This is a genomic window from Ralstonia pickettii (genome assembly GCF_016466415.2).
GTDB classification, from domain to species: Bacteria; Pseudomonadota; Gammaproteobacteria; order Burkholderiales; family Burkholderiaceae; genus Ralstonia; species Ralstonia pickettii.
The window spans coordinates 1169441-1194731 of sequence record NZ_CP066772.2; the positions used below are offsets into that span (position 1 = coordinate 1169441).

The 25291-nt window shown below is 63.4% G+C and carries 23 protein-coding genes; 8 read left to right on the plus strand and 15 right to left on the minus strand.

Annotated features, from left to right (window positions below):
* Positions 1–4: 4 nt before the first annotated feature.
* Genes RP6297_RS21510 through RP6297_RS21525 form a run of 4 tightly spaced genes read right to left on the minus strand, consistent with a single transcriptional unit; the run spans position 5 to position 5042 of the window.
* Positions 5–2395 (minus strand): serine hydrolase, encoded by a 2391-nt coding sequence (locus RP6297_RS21510; protein ID WP_037028683.1) that lies wholly within the window; start codon positions 2393–2395, stop codon positions 5–7.
* Entirely contained in the window at positions 2350–3633 is a 1284-nt protein-coding gene (locus tag RP6297_RS21515; RefSeq protein WP_009241766.1) for a putative glycoside hydrolase, read from the minus strand. Before RP6297_RS21515 ends, RP6297_RS21510 begins: the two co-directional genes overlap by 46 nt.
* Positions 3605–4396, minus strand: a complete 792-nt coding sequence (locus RP6297_RS21520; protein ID WP_009241767.1) for a polysaccharide deacetylase family protein — start codon at positions 4394–4396, stop codon at positions 3605–3607. The genes RP6297_RS21515 and RP6297_RS21520 overlap by 29 nt, the downstream gene beginning before the upstream one ends.
* A 52-nt stretch (positions 4397–4448) precedes the next feature.
* Positions 4449–5042 carry a rhomboid family intramembrane serine protease gene (locus RP6297_RS21525; protein WP_009241768.1) on the minus strand — a complete coding sequence of 198 codons (594 nt, stop codon included), beginning with the start codon at positions 5040–5042 and terminating at the stop codon, positions 4449–4451.
* Between the two features lie 180 nt (positions 5043–5222).
* Between RP6297_RS21525 and polX the strand changes: the two genes are divergently transcribed.
* Positions 5223–6971, plus strand: a complete 1749-nt coding sequence (polX, locus tag RP6297_RS21530) for a DNA polymerase/3'-5' exonuclease PolX (protein ID WP_009241769.1) — start codon at positions 5223–5225, stop codon at positions 6969–6971.
* A gap of 119 nt (positions 6972–7090) precedes the next feature.
* Positions 7091–7450 (plus strand): HPF/RaiA family ribosome-associated protein, encoded by a 360-nt coding sequence (locus RP6297_RS21535; RefSeq protein ID WP_009277629.1) that lies wholly within the window; start codon positions 7091–7093, stop codon positions 7448–7450.
* A gap of 23 nt (positions 7451–7473) precedes the next feature.
* Here the strand turns inward: RP6297_RS21535 and phbB are convergent, their stop codons facing one another.
* The 4 genes from phbB to RP6297_RS21555 form a co-directional block, all read right to left on the minus strand.
* Entirely contained in the window at positions 7474–8220 is a 747-nt protein-coding gene (gene phbB, locus RP6297_RS21540) for an acetoacetyl-CoA reductase (RefSeq protein WP_009241770.1), read from the minus strand.
* Positions 8221–8227: 7 nt separating this feature from the next.
* Positions 8228–8563, minus strand: coding sequence for a carboxypeptidase regulatory-like domain-containing protein (locus RP6297_RS21545; RefSeq protein ID WP_223293298.1), 336 nt, complete (start codon positions 8561–8563; stop codon positions 8228–8230).
* Positions 8564–8739: 176 nt separating this feature from the next.
* Complete coding sequence (locus RP6297_RS21550) at positions 8740–9393, minus strand: nitroreductase family protein (protein WP_009241772.1); 654 nt, start codon at positions 9391–9393, stop codon at positions 8740–8742.
* Between the two features lie 47 nt (positions 9394–9440).
* Positions 9441–10478 carry a zinc-dependent alcohol dehydrogenase family protein gene (locus RP6297_RS21555; protein WP_009277632.1) on the minus strand — a complete coding sequence of 346 codons (1038 nt, stop codon included), beginning with the start codon at positions 10476–10478 and terminating at the stop codon, positions 9441–9443.
* Positions 10479–10605: 127 nt separating this feature from the next.
* On the opposite strand from RP6297_RS21555, the gene RP6297_RS21560 reads away from it, so the two are divergent.
* The 5 genes from RP6297_RS21560 to RP6297_RS21580 all read left to right on the plus strand — a co-directional run bounded on the left by RP6297_RS21560 (position 10606) and on the right by RP6297_RS21580 (position 14696).
* The gene (locus RP6297_RS21560) at positions 10606–12156 is read left to right on the plus strand and encodes a bifunctional aminoglycoside phosphotransferase/ATP-binding protein (RefSeq protein ID WP_009277633.1); all 1551 of its coding nucleotides are present in this window, start codon (positions 10606–10608) and stop codon (positions 12154–12156) included.
* A gap of 185 nt (positions 12157–12341) precedes the next feature.
* Positions 12342–12830 (plus strand): hypothetical protein, encoded by a 489-nt coding sequence (locus tag RP6297_RS21565; RefSeq protein ID WP_009241775.1) that lies wholly within the window; start codon positions 12342–12344, stop codon positions 12828–12830.
* 22 nt (positions 12831–12852) lie between these two features.
* Complete coding sequence (locus tag RP6297_RS21570; protein WP_004634031.1) at positions 12853–13317, plus strand: CBS domain-containing protein; 465 nt, start codon at positions 12853–12855, stop codon at positions 13315–13317.
* A 40-nt stretch (positions 13318–13357) separates the two neighbouring features.
* Positions 13358–14041, plus strand: coding sequence for a dienelactone hydrolase family protein (locus RP6297_RS21575; RefSeq protein ID WP_009241776.1), 684 nt, complete (start codon positions 13358–13360; stop codon positions 14039–14041).
* A 4-nt stretch (positions 14042–14045) separates the two neighbouring features.
* On the plus strand, positions 14046–14696 hold the full coding sequence (locus RP6297_RS21580; protein ID WP_009277634.1) for a phosphoribosyltransferase: 651 nt from the start codon (positions 14046–14048) through the stop codon (positions 14694–14696).
* 40 nt (positions 14697–14736) lie between these two features.
* Here the strand turns inward: RP6297_RS21580 and mgtA are convergent, their stop codons facing one another.
* The 7 genes from mgtA to RP6297_RS21615 all read right to left on the minus strand — a co-directional run bounded on the left by mgtA (position 14737) and on the right by RP6297_RS21615 (position 24152).
* The gene (gene mgtA, locus RP6297_RS21585; RefSeq protein ID WP_009241778.1) at positions 14737–17364 is read right to left on the minus strand and encodes a magnesium-translocating P-type ATPase; all 2628 of its coding nucleotides are present in this window, start codon (positions 17362–17364) and stop codon (positions 14737–14739) included.
* A gap of 207 nt (positions 17365–17571) precedes the next feature.
* Positions 17572–19059 carry an efflux transporter outer membrane subunit gene (locus tag RP6297_RS21590; protein ID WP_009241779.1) on the minus strand — a complete coding sequence of 496 codons (1488 nt, stop codon included), beginning with the start codon at positions 19057–19059 and terminating at the stop codon, positions 17572–17574.
* Positions 19056–20141: an HlyD family secretion protein gene (locus RP6297_RS21595; RefSeq protein WP_009241780.1), complete on the minus strand. Its 1086-nt coding sequence runs from the start codon at positions 20139–20141 to the stop codon at positions 19056–19058. Before RP6297_RS21595 ends, RP6297_RS21590 begins: the two co-directional genes overlap by 4 nt.
* Positions 20138–20836: an ABC transporter ATP-binding protein gene (locus RP6297_RS21600; protein WP_009241781.1), complete on the minus strand. Its 699-nt coding sequence runs from the start codon at positions 20834–20836 to the stop codon at positions 20138–20140. Before RP6297_RS21600 ends, RP6297_RS21595 begins: the two co-directional genes overlap by 4 nt.
* 2 nt (positions 20837–20838) lie before the next feature.
* On the minus strand, positions 20839–21975 hold the full coding sequence (locus tag RP6297_RS21605) for an ABC transporter permease (protein WP_009241782.1): 1137 nt from the start codon (positions 21973–21975) through the stop codon (positions 20839–20841).
* Positions 21976–22119: 144 nt separating this feature from the next.
* Positions 22120–22767 carry a response regulator gene (locus RP6297_RS21610; protein WP_004634015.1) on the minus strand — a complete coding sequence of 216 codons (648 nt, stop codon included), beginning with the start codon at positions 22765–22767 and terminating at the stop codon, positions 22120–22122.
* Entirely contained in the window at positions 22764–24152 is a 1389-nt protein-coding gene (locus tag RP6297_RS21615) for a PAS domain-containing sensor histidine kinase (RefSeq protein ID WP_009241783.1), read from the minus strand. The genes RP6297_RS21610 and RP6297_RS21615 overlap by 4 nt, the downstream gene beginning before the upstream one ends.
* A 254-nt stretch (positions 24153–24406) precedes the next feature.
* Here RP6297_RS21615 and RP6297_RS21620 point away from each other — a divergent pair, with 254 nt between their 5' ends.
* Entirely contained in the window at positions 24407–25198 is a 792-nt protein-coding gene (locus RP6297_RS21620; RefSeq protein WP_009241784.1) for a helix-turn-helix domain-containing protein, read from the plus strand.
* The last annotated feature ends 93 nt before the right edge of the window (positions 25199–25291 follow it).

Below are 25291 nucleotides of genomic sequence, written 5' to 3' on the forward strand. Positions count from 1 at the left end.
ATCGTCAATACAGCAGATATGCCGCGCGCTGGGAAAGAAAGACATCGGCCTGTGCGGTGTAGGCGCGCTCGATTGCATCCAGCGCAATGCCGTCACGCAGCATCGCCCAGACCGTCTCCGACCCGACAGACGTACGGATCGCCTCCAGCTTGAACTGCTCCGGATAGCGTTGCGACAGTACGCGGGCGAGCGCTAAACCGATGCGGCCCGGGCGGGTCAGAGCTGACACCCGCTGGATCGCCACACCCGAGCACGAGCGGCCATGGTACGGCCCTTCCGCAGGAACGAAATGGACGGGTGTATAGATGGCGCCCGTGTCCAGCGCATTGAGTTCTCGCGCGAGCGCCGCGCCGTCCATCCATGGCGCTCCTACCATGCCAAACGGCGCCGTCGTGCCTCTGCCTACGCTCACACGTGCGCCCTCGACCAACCCCACATCCGGATATCGCTCCAGGGCAGAAAGATCGCGCAGGTTCGGCGATGGCGGAACCCAACCCAGCCCGGTGTCGGCAAAGCGCATTGCGCGGTCGTACTGCTCCATGGCCACCACATGCAGCGCCGCGCCGATGTGCAGTTCGCCATTCAGCAACCTGGCAAGCTCGCCGATCGTCATGCCGTGCAGAAGCGGCAGCGGCACGTAGTTCGTCAATGAGCGGTCCGCCGTATCGGATACCGGCCCACCAACCAGATCACCGCCGAGCGGGTTGGGACGGTCCAGCACCAGCACTGGGATATGGGCCTTCGCAGCAGCTTCCAGCGTCGCCCCCAGAGTGGCAAGGTAGGTAAAGAACCGCACGCCGGCGTCCTGGAGGTCAAACACCAGAGCGTCCAGATCGGCCAGCGCGCTGCGCGGTATGGCTTTGCTGTTGCCATAGAGGCTATGGACGACCAAGTTGGAGCGTGGGTCGATCGTGTCACCGAAGCGCGCGTCGAGATCGGTGCCGATACCGTGCTCCGGTGCGAAGATCGCGTTCAACCGCACACCGGGTGCCTGACTGAGTACATCGATGGTGCGCCGCCCCTGCGCATCGAAGCCACTGTGGTTGGTAACCAGGCCGACCCGCTTCCCGACCAGCGGTGCGAAGCCGCTTGCCTCCAGCACATCGATGCCTGTTCGAACGGGCCCCACCGCCATGGGCAAGCGCCGTTCCGCGCCGATCACGGCGTCGGCCATGGTCGGGGCACGCGTGGCGATCTGCTGACCAGAGAGCAGCGGCGCAGTGCTCGATACCAGATTCAGGACGGCTTCACGCAACGGCATGGCGTTACCCCGCTCGTCCGGATACAGGCGGCTCGTGAGCACAATGACAAACCGGCGCGTGACCAAGTCGATCCATAAGCCGGTTCCGGTGTAGCCCAGATGCTGAACGAGCCCCGCGCGCGGTGCGCGATAGCGGTTGGGGATCAACGGCGCCTGCACTTCCCAACCCAACGTGCGCGTCGCCTCCACGGCAGTCGAACCGTCGGGCGTCAACAGCAGGGCAACGCTGTCCGGTTGCAAGATTTGGTGGCCCCCCAGGCTGCCCCCGTTGAGAAGCATCCTGGCGAACAGCGCGAGGTCATCCGCCGTGGAGAACAAGCCCGCATTGCCGGAGACACCCCCCAGTGCGGCGGCGGTCGGATCATGCACGTTGCCGCGAAGCCATCGTCCGTTGCGCACGATGGTCGGCGCGATACGGGCAATCGCCCTGTGGCTCGGACGGAACGCGGTGTCGCGCATGCCAAGCGGTCGAAAGATATGCTGCGCGCACCATGCGTCCAGTCCCATCCCGCTGACACGCTGGACAAGCTCGCCCAAGGCGACATAGTTGAGATCGCTGTAGATGACATTGCGCCCCGGCTCCCCTATCGGGGGCATGATTTCGATGGCGTGAAGCACCGTGGCGTGGCTGCGGAGTTCCGATCGGGCAGCCAGGCCCGAAGGAAGTCCAGACGTGTGATTGAGCAATTGCCGTAGGGTGATGCCTGCCTTCCCTGCGTCGCCGAAGGCCGGCCAGTAACGGCTGGCCGGTGCGTCCAGTTCCAAACGTCCGCGCTCTGCCAGTTGCAGTACCGCCGTGGCCGTGGCCACTGCCTTGGTGAGCGATGCGAGATCGAAGATCGTGTCTTCGGTCATCGGCTCGGCGGGACCGGTGGATCGCTGACCCAGCGCAACACGTTCGCGCACCGCATTGGCTTCACCGATCGCGACGACAGCTCCGGCCACATTGGCATCGGCAATCTGCGCAGCAACTACGGCTTCCAGCTCGTGCATGGGCACTGGCGCACCCAGCGGCCCAGGGTCGTTGGCAATGGGCGCGGCCTGCCCACTCTGCATGCAGGCCAACAGCGCCGCTGTCACTACCGCGACTATCGCGGCAAGTTGGCTGGATCGTAACGATTGCGCGCGTTCCATAGCATCCACCCGTTGGTGCCTTCCGCATCGGCAGCGTCGACCTGGGCGCGAATCATCTCGGCGTTGAACTCGCGATGATCAAAGGCATAGTCCCGGAACGCTTGCAGCCAAGGCCGGAACCGCTCTCCCGGCAAACCTGTGCGGCGCTTCGCTTCAGCCAGCGAACGCGAGACGATCTCGCCGGGCTGCTCAGTCGGCTTTCTGGTGCCCGGCAGGCCCCATGTGAAGCCGGAGGGGTACAGCATGGGCGAGATGTAATCGACCACGGCGCCCAGCGTGTTGATCTGCTGGCCAATCGCCGTGTCGTCGGTGTTCCAGCAGACGTAGCCGAAAATATCCGCCGCCAGGTAAATGTTGTACGCCCGCAGCCGTTCTCTCGCCCGCGCAAGGAACCCCGTGATGGCCGCAACCCGATGTGCTTGCGTATTGGCCTGATGAAACTGCAAGCCATTGGCGTCCGGAAAGCGCAGATAGTCGAACTGGATTTCATCGAACCCCAGTCTTGCTGCCTCTTCCGCCACGTCAAGCGTACTGGCCCACGCGGCTTCGACACTGGGGTCGATCCATTGTTGGTCTTCGCGATCGCGCCAGACCTCTCCATCACGATCACGCACCGCCCATTCGGGGTGCGCTCGAGCCAAGCGGTCGTCCTTGAACACGACGATGCGCGCAATCAGATACAGCCCACGCAAGTGGAGTTGCCGAATCACGGCGGCGAACTGGTTGATGCGGGCCACCCGGTCTTTTTGTTCGGGGACTGCGCCCACCGCCACACGAGCCGCACTCGGGTAAGGTGTGTCGCCCCGGTCGCCCTTCATGTCGATCACCAGCGCATTGATGGCCGTCTGCCCCTGGAGTGCGACGGCGGCATCGCGCAAGGAACGGTTGGATACGCCCTGTACCGACAGGTAGACCGCCCGGGGCTTGATCTGCTTGAGCGGTATCTCGACTGCGGGTAGCGGGCCGCCCAGCATCAGCTCGGCACGTGCATAGCCGGGGGCGCGGACGCTGACCGTCGCCCGTGCTTCCACTGCCGATGCCGGAATGCTAATCAGACCGGCAGCATCGGTCTTTCCGCTTTCGCCCTGAACGAATGTGATTGCGCCCTCTACAGGAACGCGGGTCTGTGCGTCTATCACCCTGACCTCGGCAGCGCCGGCAAACTGCACCCAAGAGAGCAAGGCCGCTACAAGCCAGAGGTGTGCGCGGCTACTCATGATTACCACCCCCGGCTGCATTGAGAATGTTCGCCATGCATCGCGCACCACAGCCATCGGTGATCAGGTATCGGGGCAACGCCATGGCAGGTTGACTCGCCCGCAGCGGTTGCGCGTCCAGCGTGAAGGCCGCGGTATAGCCCTCCTCCCGTGCGAGGCGCTCCAGCTCGGGATCGTGGATGCCGAAGGGCCATGCCAGTGCGTGCACCGGGGCTCCGGTCTCTGTTTCGATGCGCTCCTTCGCGCGGCGCAACTGATCGCGGGCGAACTTGATGAAATCATCGGCGCTCCGGTGCATCCGCTCCACGCGGAAGTCCGGATGCCAGTACGTATGGGATTGCACGCCAAACTGTCCGGTGCGGGCCAACGCTCGCAACTGGGGCCAGGTCATCGCGTATGGAGCATTCGAGATGGCAGACGGGTACACAAATAGCGTCACGGGAATGCCCCGACCGCGCAGCGCGGGCCACAACGTCTCGTACACAGACCGATGGCCGTCATCCACCGTAATGGCAACCGCCTTTGCGGGCAGTGCACCTTGCTCGCCGTCGTGCCAGCGCACGATGTCTGCGAGCGGAACGATGCGATAACCCGCCGCCTCGATCGCCTGTAAATGCGCCTCGAATGTCTGCATCCGAACCGTCATGGTGCTATCCACCGTCGGTGCAAAGCGGTGATAGACGAGCACCACCACGTGCGGTTCCAGGGCAGGCATGTCTGCGTTGGCTCCAGGGCACGCAAACACCAGAATCGCCCAGCACAACGAGAAGACCCAGGTGTTCACAGCCGTGGCTCCGAATAAGGATGGAGGGTGCGCATCGCTTACCCCGCACCGCCTATGACTCGCGTGGGGTGCCGTGCAGCCAGTGCCAAAGCAGCACCCCGCTGCCCGCCATGCCGCCCAGATGCGCAAAGTGCGCAACATTGACTTCGGTGCCGCTCACGCCGAGGGTCAGCTCCACAATCGCATAGAGCGTCGCGAACACCCACGCCGGCATCGGGATGGGCGGGATCAACGGAACGATGATGCGATTGGGAAACAGGACGGCATACGCGAGAAGCAGTCCGAATACGCCCCCGGACGCGCCAATGACCGGCCCCGCCGGAAGAATGCTCAAGGCCGTAAAAGCGAGTTGCGCGAAGGCTGCACTCAAGATACTGGACAGATAGAGCTGCCAAGTCCGAGGCGCACCCACGGTACGTTCGACGTCGCGCCCGAACAGGTAGAGGCCGAACATGTTGAACGCCAGATGCGCGCCATTTGCGTGCAGGAAGGCGTATGTCAGCGGCTGCCACGGCAGGAATCCTCCCCCAACGCCGCCGCCAGATACGCCGAGTGGCCAGAGCGCAAAGGTTCGTAGCAACGCGTCCCCCGCAAAGACTTCTGCAACGAACGCCGCCACGTTGATGAGGATGAGCAGCTTGATCATGAAGGCACCCCTGATCTCTGCCCACGATACGGCTGCGCGCGTTGGCAGGGTTGATCTCGCGCAAGGCGGTTCGAATGTGTGTCGTGATCCTGCAATGCAACGCGTTCCGTTTGATGTGCCGCAAGGCCCCGGCATGGCCAGATGAAACGATGGAGCTACGTGCACGCAAGAGGATGACCCATGCCTTTGGCCGCTTCCTATCAATACCCCGCGAACCAGGCCATCGCCGCGATCTTCAACGAAATCGCTAATCTGCTGGAGATTGAAGAGGCCAACCCGTTTCGGGTGCGTGCTTACCGCAATGCCGCACGCATGGTCGAAGGCCTGACCGAAGGCGTTGACGCCATGCTGGCACGCGGCGCCGATTTGACCGCCTTGCCGGGCGTGGGAGTCGACCTCGCGGCAAAGATGCGCGAGATCGTCGAAACGGGAAGCTGCGCCATGCTCACGCGCGTGCGTACCGAGGTTCCAGCGTACGTGCTGCAACTGCTCCAGTTGCCTGGCCTTGGTCCAAGGCGGGCACGCGCGTTGCAGCACGAACTGGGCATCACATCCCTGGATGAGTTGGCCCGGGCCGCGGCCGCTCACCGCATTCGCGAACTGCATGGCTTTGGCGCCCGAAGCGAACAGCGTTTGCTCGAAGCCCTCAACGCACGCCTGACGCGCGATCGCCGTTACGGTCTGGCAATCGCCAAGCCGTGTGCCGATGCATTGACGCATTACCTGCTGGCAAGCGGGCTGGTCGACCAACTCGTCGTTGCCGGCAGCTACCGCAGAGGGCGAGACACCGTGGGGGACCTTGATCTGCTCATCACGGGAAGAAAACGCGCCCAGATCGTGGAGCATCTCGTGCACTACAACGAGGTTGCCACCCGAATTTCAGCAGGCCCCACCCGCGCCAGCGTCGTCCTGAAAAATGGCATGCAGGTGGACTTGCGGGTGGTGCGGCCCGATGCTTTCGGCGCGGCGCTGGTGTATTTCACCGGCTCGAAGCCTCATAACATCGCACTGCGCAAGCTTGCGCAGGCCCAGGGTCTGAAGATCAACGAGTACGGCGTCTTCCGAGGAAAGGAGCGCATTGCCGGCCAGACGGAGGCATCGGTCTACCGCGCCGTCGGGTTGCCCTGGATCTGCCCCGAACTGCGCGAAGACCACGGGGAGATCGCAGCCGCGCAGTCGGGCCGACTGCCATCCCTTGTTGAGCAGGGCGACATCAAGGGGGATCTTCATGTCCACACATCCGCCAGCGATGGCACCGCCAGCCTTGAAGCCATGGCAGCACAGGCGCGCCTGCTGGGCTATCAATACCTGGCGGTGACCGACCATTCGCCGCGCATTGCCGTGACGCACGGGCTCACCGCAGAGCGCCTGGCCGCACAAGCCGACGACATCGACCGTTTCAATGCCGAACACAAGGGTTGGCCCGTGCTGCTCAAGGGGGTTGAAGTCGACATTCTGGAGGACGGGTCACTGGACCTGCCCGATTCGGTGCTGGGCCGCCTGGACCTTGTGGTGGGCGCCATCCACAGCCACTTCAACCTGTCGGCTGATCAACAGACATCGCGCATTCTGCGCGCGCTCGATCATCCGCACTTCAGCATCCTCGCCCATCCGCTGGGCCGCCTGATCGGCGAGCGCAACGCCTGCAACGTGGATCTCACGCGGGTGCTGACCGCCATTGCCCAGCGCGGCTGCTACGTGGAGGCCAACGCGCAGCCCGCGCGCCTCGACCTAGCCGACATTGGATGCCGCCTGGCAAAGGCGGAGGGCGTGCTCGTGAGCATTGCGTCGGACGCGCACAGCCCGGCCGATCTGCTGAACCTGCCGCTTGGTGTCACACAGGCCCGCCGGGCGTGGCTGGGGCAGGCAGACGTGCTCAATGCGCACGCGCTCCACACGCTGCTTCCGTTGTTGAAGCGGACCATGTGACGACCACATGCGCACACCACCTCGGACAGTCTGTATCTGCAGCGCAACATGTCGTACGCCGTGCCCATCGGGTTGATCCGAGTCAAGGTGCCGGAAATCGTGCGGTCAAGAATGAACACATGATTTTCCACATCAGTAACCAGACCAATCGGAGCCAAACCATGAGCGTCCCAGTCGATATTTCTTTCCAGGGAATTCCGCATTCCAAGGCCGTCGAAGAAGCGGTTATCAAGCATGCAGACCGCTTGAAGCGCATTCGTGCCGATCTGATGCGGTGCCGCGTCAGCCTTGCCGTGGGTGCCAAGCACCAGCACCAGGGCAAGCCTTTCGACGTCAACGTCCACGTGTTCACACCGCATCAGACGCATGTTTCGAGCAACACCTCCAACGAGGACCCATACGTCGCACTTCACGAGGCTTTCTCGCACGTGGAACGAATGCTCTTGGAAGCCGGTAGCAAACGCTCGTCACAGTCTTGAGGCGTCGTGGGCATGCACACGCGCTATTGCATGTGCAAGCCACCATTCACGGCCAGATTGGCGCCGGTAACGTAGGCAGCGTCCTCGCCGCACAGGAAGGCGACCAAGGCAGCCACTTCTTCTGGCCGGCCGAGGCGGCCTACGGGAATCTGCGGAAGAATCCGCTCTTGCATGATGTCGCTGGGAATATCGCGCGTCATTCGCGTGGCGAGATAGCCGGGCGAGATTGTGTTGACGGTCACGCCCTTTGCGGCGCACTCGAGGGCCAGCGCCTTGGTGAACCCGTGTATGCCGGCCTTGGCCGCCGCGTAGTTCGTCTGCCCGAACGCGCCCCGCGATCCGTTGACCGACGAGATGTTGATGATGCGGCCCCAACCGCGCTCGATCATGCCTTCGTACAGCGGCTTGGTCATGTTGAAGACGGAGTCGAGATCGGTGGCCAGCACGTTCCGCCAGGCGTCCAGCGTCATGCGCTTGAAGGTCATGTCTTGCGTGATGCCGGCGTTGTTGACCAGAATATCGACCGGGCCGACGGTCGCAAGCACGTCGGACGCGCATCGCTGGCAAGCGTCGTAGTCGGCAACATCCACCGCGAACGTCTGGAACAGACGCCCCTGGGCATGCTGTTCCGCGATCCATGCAGTCACATGTGTATTGCCCAACGAATGGGTGACCACAACCCGATGCCCTTGCGCATGCAGACGGATGGCAATGGCTTCGCCCAGACCGCCCATGCCACCGGTAATGAGCGCAATGCGATGTGTTGTCATGATGGCCTCATCGCGCAGTCGGGCGTGCGCCTGCGCGCGGGCATCCGCGCTGGCACAGGAGCCACTCGTCTGGCCCAGGTTCGGTGCGCAACCGCACGACCGCATCAACCGGCTGCGCGCCTGCACTCACGTTCACGGTCTGCATCGCACCGCGATACGCGACCGTGATCTGATAGTGCCCGCGAGGCAAGCGCATATACAACAGCGGCCCCTCCGTGCGCACGCGCAAACGGAGCTTGCCGCGATCATCCGCAACAGACACATCCACATCCGACAACGCCTCGCCGGTACTGGCCGACACCACGTTCAGCCGTACGTTGAAGCGGCGTGCCATCGCACGCATGGCATCGCGCTCGTCGCTCCCAACGCCTCCTGACACATAGGCGATCTCGTGCTGGAAGCGCACCTCTGGAGCCGCAGCATCGGGACCGACTGCACTAGCGTGTGCGCTGGCAGCCAAAGCCAACGCCGCGAAAAAGCCGCGTGGCAAAAGACGACATGCGTGGCTCATCTCATACCTCATCGCTCGGCGGCCGGGTGGCCGACCGTCTGCGCCAGCACCGGCACTTCGTCTTCATTGAGCGACAAGGCTTCTGCCAGAAGGCGATGATTGAGCCAGCCACGTACCACACAACCCAGCTTGGCCGAGGCACAGTAAAGCGACACGTTCTGCGAGATTGCTCCCGCCGCGACACCGGCAAAGGTCTCGCGCACGGCTTCCGGCATCTGGTCTGCACGTGCATGGTTCACCACGTACACCAGGTCGAGCGGCGCCTTGCCGACAAAATCCTGATATCCGGTGAGGTTGCGCGCGTCGACGGCGTGCTTGAGCCGCAACCGGTGCGCCACCGGCTCGTATTGGTAGACGCCTTCCGGCAGGGCGACGTAGATGTCGATCTCGTTCAGGCCGTGCGCTGAAGGCGCGGTGCGCCCGCCTGTTTCCGGCCGGTTGATGCCATTCGCCGCCCACAGCAATTCGCTGAGCTGCTGTAGTGACAGCGGCGTGGGCGCGAACTCCCGCACGCTCTTGCGCCTCGTCAGCGCTGCAGTCAACGTATTGCCGCCATTCAATAGCGGCGACGCCAGCGCAATGGTTGCCGGCGCAGCGTGGGAAGTCGGCTGTGGCAGTAGATGTTGCACAGGGTCGTAAGACAGGAGCATCGCCTCGCTCATGGCATCCACCTCACAAAACAGAAAATCCATCGGACATGTGTCGCCGCCTATGCGGAGATGATCACCTTGAGCGCCTGCGTTCTTGCTGCGTTGCGGAACGTGTCGTAGGCGGTGAGGATGTCATCGAGCCTGAACCGGTGCGTAATGAGCTGCCCGGGTAGCAGCTTCCCGGCGCGTACCGTCTTCAGAAGCATCGGCGTGCTGACGGTATCCACCAACCTCGTGGTGATGGCGATGTTCTGGCTCCACAAGGTTTCCAGATGCAGGTCTGCCTTGACGCCATGCACGCCGATGTTCGCGATCACCCCGCCCGGCGCAACCAGTTGCTGGCAGAGCTCGAACGTCGCGGGCACGCCCACCGCCTCGATCGCACAATCGACGCCCACGCCATCCGTGAGCCGCTTCACGGCGGCAGCGGCGTCTTCACGGGAGACGTCGATACACGCCGTTGCGCCCAGCCGGCCGGCCACTTCCAGCCGTGCCGCGTTCGTGTCGATCATGATGATCTGCGCCGGCGAGTAGAACTGCGCCGTCAGCAGCGAGGCCAGCCCGATGGGGCCTGCGCCGACAATCGCCACGCTATTGCCCGGCTGAACGCGGCCATTGAGCACACCGCATTCGAACCCGGTCGGAAAGATGTCCGACAGCATGACCAGCGCCTCTTCATCGACGCCCGGCGGCAGTTTGTAGAGGCTGGTCTCCGCATGCGGAATGCGGACGTACTCGGCCTGCACGCCGTCGATGCGATGTCCCAGGATCCAGCCGCCCGTTTCGCAATGCGAGTACATGCCACGCCGGCAATTCGCACATTTTCCGCAAGACGAAATGCACGAGATCAGCACGTGATCACCCCGCTGTAGCGATGTCACGGCCGCGCCGACCGATTCCACCACGCCCACGCCTTCGTGGCCCAGCGTGCGCCCCGGCTCGCAGGTCGGGACGTCGCCCTTGATGATGTGCAGATCGGTGCCGCAGATGGTGGTCAACGTGACGCGCACCACGGCGTCGCCGGGTGCCTGCAACGCCGGTTTCGGCTTGTCGGCCAGGGTGATCTTGCCGGGCCCCTCGTAGACAAGTGCTTTCATGGGAATCACCAAGGAAGACGATGACTCCATGCTAGGCAACCGCCCTGTGCGGACGTTGATCTACGTCAGGGCGCATGGCGTCAAGCGCGCGATATTGATCTTCAGTGTCAGGAGATGAAACCCGCGTATGGCCGAACAAGCCGCCACCAATCCGTGCACGCAGTCAGCAGAAGCCTTGGTCAGTCGCATGCTCGATGCGGCAGCGTATCCACACCCGGCGGCCGATCTGCAGATGATCGAAACGCATCTGTCGTGGGTCTTCCTGGCTGGCGAGTTTGCGTACAAGGTACGCAAGCCGGTCAAGTTGGACTTCGTCGATTTTTCGACGCTCCTTGCGCGGCAAATCGATTGCGAGGAGGAATGCCGCCTCAACCGCCGCCTCGCCCCTGCGCTATACCTTGGCGTCGTGCCGATTTCGAACGATCCGGCCACGGGGGCCATCCGCGTCAATGGGCAGGGCACGCCCGGTGAGTACGCAGTTTGCATGCGCCGGTTTGCCCAGCAGGACGTACTGATTGCGTTGGCTCGTGACGGGCGACTTCGCCCGAAAGAAATCGACGCGCTGGCCGACCTGATCGCCGACTTCCACGCAACCGCGCCGGTCGCCAGCGCGAGTTCAGACGATGGAACGCCCTCAGGCATTCGGCGCACGTTCGAGGACTGCGCTGCCGGAGTCATTGCCTTGGGGCATGCACCGCTGGATGCGGCGACCACGGTATCGCTGCTTCGTCAGCACACAGTTCGCCTCGAAGAGACATTCGCTTCACGCCGGCGCAGCCGCCACATCCGCGAATGCCATGGCGATCTGCACCTGGGCAACATCGTGTTGATCGATGGCCAGCCGACCCCGTTCGACTGTCTGGAATTCTCACCGTCACTGCGGTGGATCGACACCATGTACGACACCGCTTTTCTGTTCATGGACCTGCTCGCCGCAGGTCTGGACGGGCTGGCGTATCGACTCATCAACCGTTATCTCGAACGATGTGGCGACTATGGCGGGTTGGCAGTCCTGCCCTTCTATGCAGCGATGCGCGCGCTCGTGCGGGCTCGCGTATTGCTCGAACGCGCCCATCAGTTGGGCGGAGCCCCCGATGAGGCTGCCAGCCTCCGCGGCGAGGCGAGCCGCATGCTCGCCCTGTCTCGGCATCTGCTCTGCCGAAACAACGCCTGCATTCTCCTCATGCATGGCCTTTCAGGCAGCGGAAAGTCCACCCGTGCTGCGCAGCTTGCCCAAGCGGAAGGCATGATCCGTGTGCGCTCTGATGTCGAGCGCCAACGCCGCTGGCATGTCCGCGCAGTCGATCGCTATCTGCCACGTGCAGTCGAACGTACGTATCGGCGTCTCGCCGCGATCTGCAAGCTCGGTGCAGGCGCTGGCTTTCCAATGATTGCGGATGCCACATTCCTGGCCGAGCACCAGCGCCGACGTTTCTTCTCGCTGGGCAGGCGGCTGGGGACAGCCGTGGCCATCGTGGACTGTGTTGCCGACGTCGACACGCTGCGTACGCGCATCCGCAATCGCATGCGCGGCGGGCGCGACGCATCCGAGGCAGACCTGCACGTGCTGGACGCCCAGATCGCCACACAAGAGCCGCTCAACGCAGACGAGCGGGCACATGTTATTCCTGGCGAAATGTCCAAAGTGGTGCCATACATCAAATCCAGAGGGCAGTGATTTTGCCCGGGGCCGGCCCAGGCAATCAAAGGCCTTGAAACGAAGCGACGAAGCGATGGCGTTTCACGGGCGGCCGCCAATTTGCGCCATATCAACGCGCTCAAACACAGAGTGCCTACGCTGCAGTTGGAATCCTCGTTCGGCGGCCCTGTTCACCACCCGCCAAGACCCCACCGGAGAACGCAATGCAACAACCTGCCGATATGGCCTGCAACGTGGCGTGCGCCGTCATGCGCGATATGAGCCGCACCGCCAGCTTCATGCTCGAGACGCAAATCGACCTGTCTCATCTCCGGCTGAAAATGGCCGAGGCAGCGCTGGAAGATGTGCGTGAATTGGAACATGAACTGGGCGGCACGCATGACTGGACATCGCTGGCCTCCGCGCAAAGCATCTTCATGAAGATGCAATCGAGCCACAGTGCGACGGCCTTGAAGACTTGGGTCGAGTTCACGAACAAGCTGCAGGCCGCCTATCTGCGTCGGTTGACGGAGTGGACTCAGCAAATGCAGCAGCCGGAAGCGCAAACCTCTTCGTCACAGTTGTTCGCCGCATCGTCCGATTCGCTGAAGGCATTCTTTGACAGTTTCAGCCTCATGGCTCCGTCGGACTCCGAGGCAAAGAAGAACCGACCGGCGCGCCACACGCCGGCAAGCGCTGAAAAGACCGCCTGATCGATACGCCAAGGAGCCCATCATGCGAGTTCAGGACGTTTATTCGCCCAATGCAGTCCATATCCCGCTCTCCTGCACGCTTCAGGAGGCGGCACAGCAGATGCGCCAGAAACATGTCGGTGCGCTGGTCGTGACGGAGAACACCCCGTCTGGCCCCCGCGCAATTGGCGTCGTCACGGATCGCGACATGGTGCTCGATGCGGTCGCCGTTGGCGTTAGCCCCTCACAGACCTGTGTGGCCGATGTGATGAGCCGGGGCATCCTCAACGTACCGCTCGACGCAAGCCTGAGCGATGCGTTGCAGGAAATGCTTTCGTCCGGCGTGCGACGTGTTGGCGTGACGTCCGACGGTGCGCTCGTTGGGGTGCTGTCCCTGGACGACGTGCTCGGCGCCATGGCCACCGAGCTGGGGCTGATCGCCCGCCTTGTCCATAACGAGCGTGAACGCGAGACGACCGGTAGCGTCCAGCCGCCGCTGAGCGTGTAACCCGGCCACCGGCTGCCATCCCATTTCAGGAGTTCTCTCCATGAATTCCGAACCGCTTTCTCTCAGCATGGACATCGTAGCGGACGACGCAGTGCTGGAAGGCGCCCTGGACTGCCCCGGCAATGCAACCGGCCTGGTGATCTTTGCGCATGGCAGCGGGAGTTCGCGGTTCAGCCCGCGCAACCGGTATGTTGCCGATCAGCTCCATGCCGCCGGCCTGGGCACGCTGCTGTTCGATCTGTTGAGTGCCGAAGAGGCGTCACATGCATCATGCCGTTTCGACATCGCTCTCCTGGCGCGTCGTCTGCAGAGAGCCACACACGCTGTAGGCAGCGTCGCCCGCGAACGCAGTTTGCGACTCGGTTATTTCGGCGCCAGCACGGGCGCCGCAGCCGCGATCCTGGCAGCGTCCGAGCTGGACGACGCCTGCACGATCGAAGCGGTGGTCAGCCGCGGCGGTCGCCCGGATCTTGCCGGCCAACGTGCGCTGGCCAGACTGGCCTGCCCGACCCTACTGATCGTCGGCGCCGCCGATTTGGACGTTCTCGATCTCAACCGGCAGGCTCTGAGCCAGATGCATTGTGAGAAAGCGCTGGAGACGGTGCCACGCGCAACGCACCTTTTTGAAGAGGCCGGCGCGCTCGAACAGGTGGCCGAGCTCGCACGGGCATGGTTTGTCCGCCACCTGAGTGCAGCCGCCCAATCCCACCAACACGCGAGGTGACCCCGTGCGATTCAAAGATCGATTGGATGCTGCGCGCATGCTGGTGCAGGCGCTGGAAAAGTACAGGGGCACGCACCCGCTGGTGCTGGCCATTCCAAGGGGCGCGGTTCCGATGGGCGCACTCATCGCATCCGCGCTCGGCGGTCAGCTTGATGTGGTGCTGGTGCGCAAGCTCGGCGCGCCGTTCAATCCCGAACTGGCAGTCGGCTCTGTGGAAGAAGGCGGCTGGTCCTACATCGCGCCCTATGCAGGGCGCATTGGCGCGGATACGACCTACCTCGAACAGGAGAGCGCCGAGCAGATGGAGGTCATCCGACGGCGCCGGGCGCTGTATACCCCGAACCGCGGCCCGTACGACGCCGAGGGGCGTGTTGTGATCGTGGTCGACGATGGACTGGCAACCGGGGCATCAATGAAGGCAGCACTTCACGCCATACGGGAGCGCCATCCGCAACGCCTCGTCTGCGCGGTTCCTGTGGCGGCGCCGGACAGCCTGGAAGACATTCGCCCCCTGGCCGATGAGATCGTCTGCCTCTATGCGCCGCAGGGTTTCCGCGCGGTCGGCATGTATTACGCCGACTTTCCTCAGGTCGAGGACGCTGAGGTGCGTGCCGCGCTTGGGGCTGCTTCGCAAACCGAACGCCGAGCTGGCTGACACGGGTGCGTCCCCTGTCGCCACCCAGCCGTGCCGGGGTTCAGTCCAGACCGTATCTGCGCACATACCAGGCTTTCATCACGTAGGCGGACAACCCATAGGCCAGGACGATCGCAGCCAGGCAGGGCCAGTAGGCTGCAGGCAGCGGCACGAAGCCGAACAATGCCCCGACCGATGTCAACGGCATGGCGACACCCACGCAGGCAATGGTGATGCTGGTCAACACCAGCGAGGTACTTGCCCGGCTTTGCACGAAGGGCACCTTGCCCGTGCGGATGATATGGATGATGAGTGTCTGTGTGAGCAACGATTCAACAAACCACCCGGACTGGAAGAGCGCCGGATCAGCCCACGCGTGAAACACACCCAGCAGCAGCGCATAGGTCGCGAAGTCAAACAGCGAACTGACGGGCCCCAAGTACAGCATGAACTTCAGAATGCTGCCGATCTCCCACCGTCGTGGCTTGACGAGGTAGTCGTCGTCCACGTTGTCGGTCGGGATGGCGGTTTGCGAGAAGTCGTAGAGCAGGTTGTTGAGCAGCACCTGCACCGGCGCCATCGGCAGAAAGGGCAGAAACAGGCTGGCGCCCAGCACGCTGAACATGTTTCCGAAGTTGGAACTGGCGCCCATCTTGATGTACTTGACGATGTTGCCAAACACCTTGCGCCCTTCCGTCACGCCCTCCCCCAGCACGGCCAGGCTTTTCTCCAGCAGGATGATGTCGGCGGACTCCTTGGCAATATCGACCGCGCTATCCACGGAGATGCCGACATCGGCGGCCTTGAGCGCCGGCCCATCGTTGATGCCGTCGCCCATGAAGCCCACGACATGACCCCTGCGGTGCAGTGCATCGACAATGGCCGCCTTCTGCGCGGGCGAAACCTTGGCGAAGATCGATGCGCGTTCGGCGATGTCGGCCATCTGGTCGGGTGACATGGCGGCCAGCTCGGTGCCAAGCACCACCGGATCCACGGCCAGCCCGACCTCGCGACAGATCTTGCGCGCAACAATGGCGTTGTCCCCCGTCAGGATCTTGACTGCCACGCCGCTGGCCTTCAAGGCGGCCAAGGCTGGCGCGGCCGTATCACGTGGTGGGTCAAGAAAGGCGATATAGCCCAGCAATGTCAACCCCGCCTCGTCCGCCACGGCGTACCGGCTTTGCCCGGGCGGCATCTCCTTGTACGCAACAGCGACGACACGGAAACCGTCAGCGTTCAGGTTCTCCGCCAGTTGCCGCGTAGCTTCGAGATGGCTTGCCTCCAGCGGGCCAGCCTCGTCACCGCTCACATAACGCGCGCTGACGGCCAGCACTTCTTCGACCGCCCCCTTGCAGATCAGCACGTGTGTGCCGTCGTCCTGCGCCAGCACCACCGACATGCGCCGGCGCTCGAAGTCAAACGGCAGTTCATCGATTTTCTGAAAACGCGCATGCACATCCAGGCGCAGCTCCAGCTCCACGTGCTTGAGCACGGCCACGTCCAGCAGGTTCTTCAGGCCCGACTGGTAGAAGCTGTTCAGAAACGCATATTCCAGCACCTGGTCGGATTCCTCGCCACGCAAATCCAGGTGATGCTTGAGGATGATGCGGTCTTGCGTGAGCGTGCCGGTCTTGTCGGTGCACAGCACATCCATCGCACCGAAATTCTGGATGGCGTTGAGCCGCTTGACGATGACCTTCTTGCGCGACATGGCGATGGCGCCCTTGGCCAGATTGACCGTGACGATCATCGGCAGCATCTCGGGCGTCAGGCCGACGGCCACGGCCACCGCAAACAACAGCGCCTCGAACCAGTTGCCCTTGGTCAGTCCATTGATGAGAAACACCATGGGTGCCATCACCAGGATCAGCGTCAGCATCAACCAGGTAAACCGGGTAATGCCCCGGTCAAAGCTGGTCTGCACGCGTTGCGCGGCAATCAGGTTGGCCACATGACCAAAGGCGGTCCGGTGGCCGGTAGTCAGGACCACGCCCGTCGCGTAGCCGCTCACCACGGCGCTGCCCATGAAGCACAGGTTGGGCCGTTCGAAATCCGCCGCCGGCTGGCTTTCGGAAGGCTCCGCATGCTTTTCCTGTGGCATGGCCTCGCCAGTCAGGGCCGACTGGTTGACAAACACATCCTTCGCGCCGAGCAGCCGCAGGTCCGCCGGCACCATGTCACCGGCACAAAGCTGGACGATATCGCCCGGCACCAATTGCTCGATCGGGATTTCCTGGCTCGCTTCGGCGCCGTCGGATGCGACGCGTTTGACCGTCGCCGTTGTATGCACCATGCGACGCAACGCCTCCGCCGCCCGGTTCGAACGATGCTCCTGCAGAAAGCCCAGCACGACGCTCAGCACCACCATGACCGCAATCAGCACGGCTGCCCGTACATCGCCCAGCACCGCCGAGACGGTCGCCAGCGAGATGAGCAGCAGATTCAACGGATTGACCGACCGGCGCGCCAACTCGACCAGCACACCCTCGTGATGGCCGTTGGCCACGCGGTTGAGCCCATATTCGCGCAGGCGCTGCGCAGCGCCCTCCTGCGTCAGGCCGTGCATCTGGGTACCGAGGCGCTCCAGCACGTCTTGCGAGGCAAGCGCCGACCACATCGAGAGATCGTCGGCTGGTGCATGAGCAGACAACACATTGGGCAGCGCTTGCCAGCGTGGCTTCCCGCGCATTGCTAGTCTCCTTGTGCGCAGGCATGCGCCTGGCGAGCTGCGACCCTCGCATCCGACACCCAACCCCCGGCAGCGTGTGCGGGCATGCTGATCCTGACAGCGGCAGACAAAGACGGCGCGGGCGCGGTGTGCATGGGAAATTGCGGGTAAAGCACATGGACGTGCAAACCATTAGAGCGCAGGACGCGCGTCGGGGCTTGATGCAACTCAACGGTCGTCGTCAGTCGGGTGCTTGCTGTACATGTCCCGCCACTGGGTTTCAATGCTGGCGCCACGCCAGCCTCCGCCCAGCGCAAGGAACAGCGCCACGGTATCTTGCAGCCGCTGTGCACGCACCTGCTGCGTGCCCAGCACGGCTTGCTGGTATTGCTGATCGGCACTCAGCACCTGCAGATAGCCGGCAACGCCGGCACGGTAGTCGGCGTTGATCTCATCCAGTGCGGCGCTTGCCGCTGCCTGCGCGCGCAACTGTGCGTCAAGCTGCACGGCATCGTGTTCCAGCGCCCGCAGCACATCGGCCACCTGCTCAAACGAAGCCAGCACCACCTGCCGATAGCCGGCATCGGCAGCCTGCAACGCCTGCCGCGACGCAGAACGGCGGAAATACAGGGTGCCGCCTTCAAACAGTGGGGCCACGAGGTTCACCCCCACGCTCCAGGTGCCGGCTTTCGCACCAAAGAGGTCAGCGCTTCGGCCGCTCATCCGGGCATAGTCTGCGCTGAGGGTCAGACTGGGCAGCATCGCCGCCGTTGCAACACCCACCTCGGCGCTGGCCTGGTGCAGGCGCGCCTGTGCGGCCAGAACGTCGGGCCGCTGGCGCACCAGTTCAGACGGCACCAGGCTGGGCAGATCCGCCGGCAATTGCAGCCCGTTGAGCGCCACGTCTACGGCATCTGCCTCGGAAGGAAATCGGCCAGTCAAGACGGCCTGCAGATGCGCAGCCTGGTCACGCTTCTGCTCCAGCGGCGGCAGCGATGCTTCCAACGACGCCAATTGCGCAGCAAGGCTCAACTCGCTGGCATGCGCCACGACGCCGGCTTCGACCTGCGCGTGTGCAATCTCCATCTGCTCTCGCACCACGGCAATCAGGCTGCGCGTGGTGTCGATCTGCGCCCGATAGGCAGCATGCGCGATCACCGCGTTCACCAGATTGCCGGTCGAGGCGAGGTAGGCGGCGGCCACCGCATACCTTTGTCCCTCCGCTTGCGCAGCCAGGGCTTCCACGGCACGCCGATTGCCGCCAAAGAGATCGACCGCATAGCTGATGGATGCGCCGAGTGTCCACAGCGTAAAAAGGCTTGGCACCCCGGTCTGCCCGAGCCGGGCGGGCACCGCTGCCTGACGTGACACATCGGCCGATCCAGCCACCTGCGGGTAGAACACGCCCGCGCCGGCTCGCAACAGGTCTTGCGCGGCACGCAGGTTGGCTTGCGCCTGCTGCAGGCCGGGGTTGGCCGTAATGGCGGCTTCCATGGCCAGATCAAGCGCGGGACTACCGAGAGCGTGCCACCAGTCTGCCGGCACGGTTGCCGCCGTGAAGCGCTGCGCAACGCCGTCTGCCGAGGTGGCCTGCGCAACTTCACCGTCACGAAGATAGCGATCGACGCCAGGCGCCGGCGGTGCATGAAAATCCGGCCCGACGGCGCAGCCCGGAACCACAAGCGCGACGCCTATCGCCCACGCCGCCGCTTTCACGACGCCCCCTGCAGGTAGACGTCGACCAGTTGGCCCGGATAGACGGCCAGCTTGTCAGGCTGCTTGAAACGGAAAAGCAACGGCAGCACGCGCACATCCACGCGTTCGGCGCGCTGGTCGGACAACTGAATCTTGGGCGACACGTACGGCTGCACGCGCACGAATTCCAGCGGCACGCTAACGTCGGTGCCGCGCACGAACATGCGTGCCTGCACCGTGCCGGGCGGAAGGCGGTGCACCAGAATCTCATCCACATACACGCGCACGGCCAGCTTGTTCTGCCCGGCGCTCATCGTGACGAGTGGCACGTTGGCCCGCGTGTAGGCGTCATAGGTGCCCTGTGGCGATACATAGCCGCCAATTGCTGTATTGACGGACATGACAACACCGTCTATCGGCGCCCGCACGGCATACTTTTCGAGCAGCGCTGCCGCCGCCGCCGCGCCCTTCTGCAAGGCATCGCGCTGTTTTTGCAGCGTGCGGATGTCATAGCTCCAGGCGCCGGCGCGCGTCAGGTCGTACTGACGCTGGGCAACAACGAGATTGCCGTGTGCCACCCGTACCGCGTTGGCAGCGTTGTCGATTGCATCACGACTGACTGCCTTGGGATTGAGCCGGGCGGCCGCTTCAAGCTTGTCCAACTGATCCTGCACGGTGCGCAAGCCGGCATCTGCGGCACCCACCTGTGCACGCGTGACCTCCAGCGCTTCCCTGCGCGGTTGGGCCAGCAGCGCGTTCAACTGCGCATCGACGGCATCCGCTTGCGACTGCTGCTGTGCCGTCAGGGCGCGCTGCACGGAATCTTCGATCTGGATCAGCACATCGCCGCGCTTGACCGCCTGCCCTTCTTGCACGGCGATGCGCGCGACGGTGCCCGACACCTCGGCATACAGGTTCAGGTTGGCACCGCTGGGCTGATCGCTTTCGACGATGCCGTTGGCGTAGATGCCCGTCGCGTACGGATTGGCTGCGGGCTGGAAGACGGGTGGCAACGGCGGGCGCTGCCGTGCGTAGTAGATCGCCGCGCCAATCCCCGCCAGCGCGCCGATCACAGAGAGCACAAACAACCATCGGATCTTCATCGCATCGCTCCGTGTTCAATGCGGCTCAGCTTGCCGTCCTCCATGTCGAGGATGCGGCTGGCCAGGTCGAGGATGCGCGCGTCGTGCGTCACGATCACGATACAGCGGTGCGCGTTCAGGATCTCCGTCTTCACGAACTGCATGATGGAACGGCCGGTGTCGCCATCCAGCGATGCGGTGGGCTCATCCAGGATCAGGATGTCGGGCTGCGTGACGATGGCGCGCGCAATGGCCACGCGCTGCTGCTCGCCGCCGCTGAGCTTGACCGGCGGCAACTGGGCGCGGTTCTTCAGCCCGACGACATCGAGGTAGTGCATGGCCTGATCGAGCGCGGTGTCCCAGGCCACATGCCGCAGGATCAGCGGGATGGCGACGTTCTCGACCGTGGTGAGGCGCGGGAACAGGTGGTAATCCTGAAACACGAAGCCGATCCTGCCCAGGCGGAAATCGGCCAGCGCGTCGGCGCCCAGGCTCCAGATGTCGACCCCGTCCACCATCGCGCGGCCGCCATCCGGGCGCAGGATGCCCGATATCACGCTCAGCAGCGTGGTCTTGCCGCTGCCCGACGGTCCGACGATGAACAGCATCTCGTTGAACCCGGCCTCGAAACTGACCTGCATGAGCGCGCGCGTACGCGCTTCGCCCTCGCCGAACCATTTATCGAGGGCCTGAGCGGCAATGGCGACGTTGGCCACAATCAACCCCGGAAGATATCGAAGGGCTCGATGCGAAGCACTTTGCGCACCCCGATGTAGCCCGATATGCCGGCAATCACGATCACCATGGCCAGCGCCAGCATCAGATTGGCGAAGGTGATCATGGCTGCGTAGTCCGGAATGCGAAGACGCACCAGTGCGATCGACGCGGCGCATAGGCCGATCCCCAGCCCGTAGCCCACCAGCGCCACGAACGTAGCCTGGAAGACGATCATCGTGACCAGTTCGCGCCCCTTGGCCCCGATGGCCTTGAGCGCGCCAAAGCGCTCCAGGTTCTCCAGGATGAATGTGTAGAACGTCTGCCCAGAGATCGACAACCCCACCACGAAGCTGATCACGGTCATCAGCAGGATGTTGGTACCAAGCCCGGTCTGGTAGGTATAGAAGTGAGAGATACGGCCGATGAACTCTTCCCTGGTCAGGGCGCGATAACCGAGCCGGTCGACCGCACGTTCGATCGCCGCAATGTCGGCCTCGGTCTTGGGCTCGATCAGGATGTACGACATCGTGTAGCGCGTACTCGGCAGGTATTGCACAGCGCGGCGGTACGTTGTGTACAGGGTGGGCACACCAAACAATCCGCTGGACGCCACCTCGCCAATGCCGACGATCACCCCTCGATGGTCATTGACTTCGAATTCCGTGCCGATATGCGGGTTTTCCAGCTTTCCGAACTCGGCGTCCTGGATGACGATGAAGGCGTTCTCGCCGTACAGATCCTGGATACGGCCACTGAGCATGCGAGGGCGGCCGAACAGGCTGGTGTCGTCGATGCCGACGACGGTCACGGGCTGATAGGAGCCGCTGCTCAGGCGCACGAGCGCGCCGCCTGAATAGAGCGGCACGGCAAACTTCACACCGTGAATGCTGCGTACCGCATCAAGGACGTAATCCGGCATGCCGATCGAGTTGGCCACGGTATTGACAGCCGGGTCCATGACCCACATCCGTGCGCCGATGTTGTACACGGCAGACGAAGACCGATTGAGCACGCCCGCAAACAGCGACGTCATCTCGATCATCAGAAACACGGCAAAGGTAATGCCGACCAGCAAGCCGCTCAGCTTGGCCTTGTCATTGACCAGCAGCTTGTAGGCGAGTTTGAGAATGGCTTGCACATGGCCCCCTTGGCCATGCACGGCAGACAGGGGTGCGCCCCGGGGTGATATCGACCGGCCGATGCATGTGCATCAACGATAGCGATTCGGGGGCAGCGGCCATTGATGTGTCGCAAGGCCGGGCCGCGTCCAGCAGGGAACGAGCTACAGCGTATCGTCGTCGGAAAACAGGCGATGGCGTATCGCGTAACGCACAAGGGCGGCTTCGCTGGAGAGCTGCAGCTTGTCCATCAACCGCATCTTGTAGGTGCTGATGGTCTTGGCGCTCACGCACAGGCTGGTGGCGATCTCGGTCAAGGGCTCGCCGCGCACCAGCCGGCGATAGACTTCCATCTCGCGGTCAGACAGGCGCGTGTGGGCCGCCTCTTCACTGGGCTCGCCCAGGCTGTGCGCGAGCTTCTCCGCCATGGGTGGGCTGACGTAGGTGCCGCCGTTCGCCACCTTCTGCAACGCGGTAACCAGTTCGGTGGCGGCGCTCTCCTTTGTCAGGTAGCCGGCCGCCCCCGCACGAAAGGCGCGTGCCACGTATTGTTCTTCAGCGTGCATGGTCAGCACCAGCACGCGCACCCTGGGATGATCGTCATGCAGTTGGCGGAGCAGTTCGAGCCCGCTGCGCCCCGGCATGGAAAGATCGAGCACGATCACCTGCGGTTGATGATCACGCACCAGTTGCACGACCTGTGTACCGTCGGAGGCTTCGCAGGCGACTTCAAAATCCCCCGCGCGCTCAAGGATATGACGCACGCCATCGCGCATCACGGCATGATCGTCGGCGATCATCACGCGAATCATGACGGTGCCTCCTCGGTGGCCTTGTGAGCGGCGGGAAAGCTCACGCTCAAGCGAAAGCCGCCACCAGGTGCGTGTGTGATCGTTGCCTGCCCGCCCAGTAGCCGGGCGCGCTCGCGAATGCCAAGCAATCCCAGCGGCTTGCGTTCACCCACCGCCGGAGGCGCCCCACTCCAGCCATGGCCATTGTCTTGAATGGACAGTTCGAGCACGTCGTCCTGCTGCGAGAACTCGATCTCAACACGCGTGGCATCGGCGTGGCGCACGACGTTGTTGAGTGCCTCCTGCACGATCCGGAACACCGAGATGGCAGCGCGTTCGTTCATCGCCAGTTCTTGCGCATGCACAGTCACGACCAGGCCAAAGCGTTGGCGAAAATTCTTGGCCATCCATTCGAGGGACGGCACGAGCCCCAACTCGTCGAGCAATGGCGGCCGAAGATCCGCAGAGATCTGCCGAACGGCAACAATCGTCTCGTCGATCACGTGTTGCATTGCCTGGGTCTGGTCGATCAGCGCCTTGTCGCTCCGTGTGGCCTGCAGATCCGCTGCCAGCAGCGAAATGTCCATCTTGAGCGCGCTCAGGCGTTGGCCCAGATCGTCGTGCAGCTCGCGGGCGATGCGGTGCCGCTCCTCCTCGCGCGTAGCCAGGATGCTGTCCGACAGATGCTGCAGTTCTTCCTGGGAGCGCCGCAGCGCCGCTTCCGCACGCACACGCTCCGTGGTGTCGCGCAGCATCACCGTGAAGAGCTTGCCGCCGTTCACTTCGATCTGTGAAATCGACGCTTCGATCGGGAATTCACGCCCATCGGTATGCAGGGCAAACAGCGGGCGCTGCTTACCCATCTGGCGCTCCGATACGCCGGTCACCCCGAAGCGCCGTACATGCGCTTCGTGCGCGCCGCGAAACCGCTCGGGAATAAAGTCTGACAGTGGGCGGCCGATGGCTTGGCGCGCTGAACAACCGAACAGAGTTTCAGCCATGGGATTGAACAGCACGATGCGCTGGGTTTCGTCCACCGAAATGATGGCTTCCATTGATGACCGGATGATGCCGGCCAGCCGCGCTTCGCTCTTTTCGAGGTACGTCAGATCCCGGGCGACGGCGGCTCGCAACTTCCGCAGCCGCAGCCAATAGAAGACCAGTGCGATGACCGCAGAAATACTTGCCGAGGCCAGCAACATGAAGGGGGCATCCCCGGCCTGAAGCGCAAACGCCAGCCGGGCAACCGCCGCCGCCAGCAGCAAAACGGCCAGCACCCCCACCACCAGTTCTGCCGAAGTGGATTGCAGCTGCAGCAGCCGCCTGTGCGTTGCCTTCGAGGATTGAGTATCTTGCTCCGCCACCGAGCACCACCAAAAGGTCGGGATGCAATCAACATAGCCCATTCCCAAGGCTGGAGGTACTAGCCGTGTGAAGGAGAAGCCCCCCGGAAAACCCTGCCGCCGCTGTCAGGGAATCCTGACAGCGGCATGGCACATCCCGACGACCATCTCAGCGCTGCCTGATTTCGCGCAAACGCCGCGCCTCCGATACTGACCGTACGGACACCGGGCCTTGATGGAGCGCAGTGACCGGATACCCACCACCTCACCGAGGATGTGTGGTTCAAAGACCACAGACGCCTTCCGGAGCCGCCCCCATGATTCCGCGCACGATTGAGTCCCCTTCACCCGTCGAAACCCGCCAACTTCCCCAGCTCAGGCTCGTCCGCGACGCAACGCAGATCCGCCAGACAACCCCCCTGATCCCCAGCAGTCAATGCACCAACTGCATGATGCACTGGGCCTGCATCGCGGGCGCTGTGCCATCGTCACAACACGAACAACTGGATCGGATGGTGCACACCTGGCGCAAGATCGCCAAAGGCGAAGCCCTTTTTCGGGCGGGCGACGTGTTCCACGCGCTGTATGCCATCCGGTCCGGTTCGTTCAAAACCGTGGTATCGCACCCCAACGGCGCAAATCACGTCACCGGATTCCAATTGGCGGGCGAAACGCTCGGCCTCGACGGCATTGCCGCCGATCGGCACACATGCGACGCGATCGCGCTGGAGGACAGCACCGTGTGCTCCATGCCCTTCCATTGCATTGAGGACCTGTGCCAGGACATCCGCCCACTGCAACATCGCCTTCACCAATTGATGGCCGAAGAGATCGTGCGCGAGTCGGGGCTGATGCTGCTGCTCGCCGGGCTGAGTGCGGAAGCGCGTGTCGCCACCTTCCTGCTGAACCTTTCCACGCGCATGCAGGACCGGGGATATTCCCCTTCCAGCTTCACGCTGCGCATGACCCGGGAAGAAATCGGCAGCTACCTTGGCATGCAGCTCGAGACCGTCAGCCGTGCGCTGTCGAGGTTCCAGCGCGAAGGCTGGATCGTCGTCAGCGGCAAGAACATCGAACTGACCGACAAGGCGGCACTGACGGAGCTTTGAGCGCTTGGGCCGCCGCATCAAAAAGAAACGCCGCCCCCCCCTTTTCGGATTGGGGCGGCGTTCATGCTTCCCCGCTTGATTTCCCCGAATGAT

Excerpts from the sequence above, each read along its gene's own strand:
- RP6297_RS21510 (WP_037028683.1), bottom strand. The coding sequence starts at position 2,395 with ATGGAACGCGCGCAATCGTTACGATCCAGCCAACTTGCCGCGATAGTC.
- RP6297_RS21515 (WP_009241766.1), bottom strand. The coding sequence starts at position 3,633 with ATGCAGCCGGGGGTGGTAATCATGAGTAGCCGCGCACACCTCTGGCTT.
- RP6297_RS21525 (WP_009241768.1), bottom strand. The coding sequence starts at position 5,042 with ATGATCAAGCTGCTCATCCTCATCAACGTGGCGGCGTTCGTTGCAGAA.
- polX (WP_009241769.1), top strand. The coding sequence starts at position 5,223 with ATGCCTTTGGCCGCTTCCTATCAATACCCCGCGAACCAGGCCATCGCC.
- RP6297_RS21535 (WP_009277629.1), top strand. The coding sequence starts at position 7,091 with ATGATTTTCCACATCAGTAACCAGACCAATCGGAGCCAAACCATGAGC.
- phbB (WP_009241770.1), bottom strand. The coding sequence starts at position 8,220 with ATGACAACACATCGCATTGCGCTCATTACCGGTGGCATGGGCGGTCTG.
- RP6297_RS21545 (WP_223293298.1), bottom strand. The coding sequence starts at position 8,563 with ATGCGTGCGATGGCACGCCGCTTCAACGTACGGCTGAACGTGGTGTCG.
- RP6297_RS21550 (WP_009241772.1), bottom strand. The coding sequence starts at position 9,393 with ATGAGCGAGGCGATGCTCCTGTCTTACGACCCTGTGCAACATCTACTG.
- RP6297_RS21555 (WP_009277632.1), bottom strand. The coding sequence starts at position 10,478 with ATGAAAGCACTTGTCTACGAGGGGCCCGGCAAGATCACCCTGGCCGAC.
- RP6297_RS21560 (WP_009277633.1), top strand. The coding sequence starts at position 10,606 with ATGGCCGAACAAGCCGCCACCAATCCGTGCACGCAGTCAGCAGAAGCC.
- RP6297_RS21565 (WP_009241775.1), top strand. The coding sequence starts at position 12,342 with ATGCAACAACCTGCCGATATGGCCTGCAACGTGGCGTGCGCCGTCATG.
- RP6297_RS21570 (WP_004634031.1), top strand. The coding sequence starts at position 12,853 with ATGCGAGTTCAGGACGTTTATTCGCCCAATGCAGTCCATATCCCGCTC.
- RP6297_RS21575 (WP_009241776.1), top strand. The coding sequence starts at position 13,358 with ATGAATTCCGAACCGCTTTCTCTCAGCATGGACATCGTAGCGGACGAC.
- mgtA (WP_009241778.1), bottom strand. The coding sequence starts at position 17,364 with ATGCGCGGGAAGCCACGCTGGCAAGCGCTGCCCAATGTGTTGTCTGCT.
- RP6297_RS21595 (WP_009241780.1), bottom strand. The coding sequence starts at position 20,141 with ATGAAGATCCGATGGTTGTTTGTGCTCTCTGTGATCGGCGCGCTGGCG.
- RP6297_RS21610 (WP_004634015.1), bottom strand. The coding sequence starts at position 22,767 with ATGATTCGCGTGATGATCGCCGACGATCATGCCGTGATGCGCGATGGC.
- RP6297_RS21615 (WP_009241783.1), bottom strand. The coding sequence starts at position 24,152 with ATGGGCTATGTTGATTGCATCCCGACCTTTTGGTGGTGCTCGGTGGCG.
- RP6297_RS21620 (WP_009241784.1), top strand. The coding sequence starts at position 24,407 with ATGATTCCGCGCACGATTGAGTCCCCTTCACCCGTCGAAACCCGCCAA.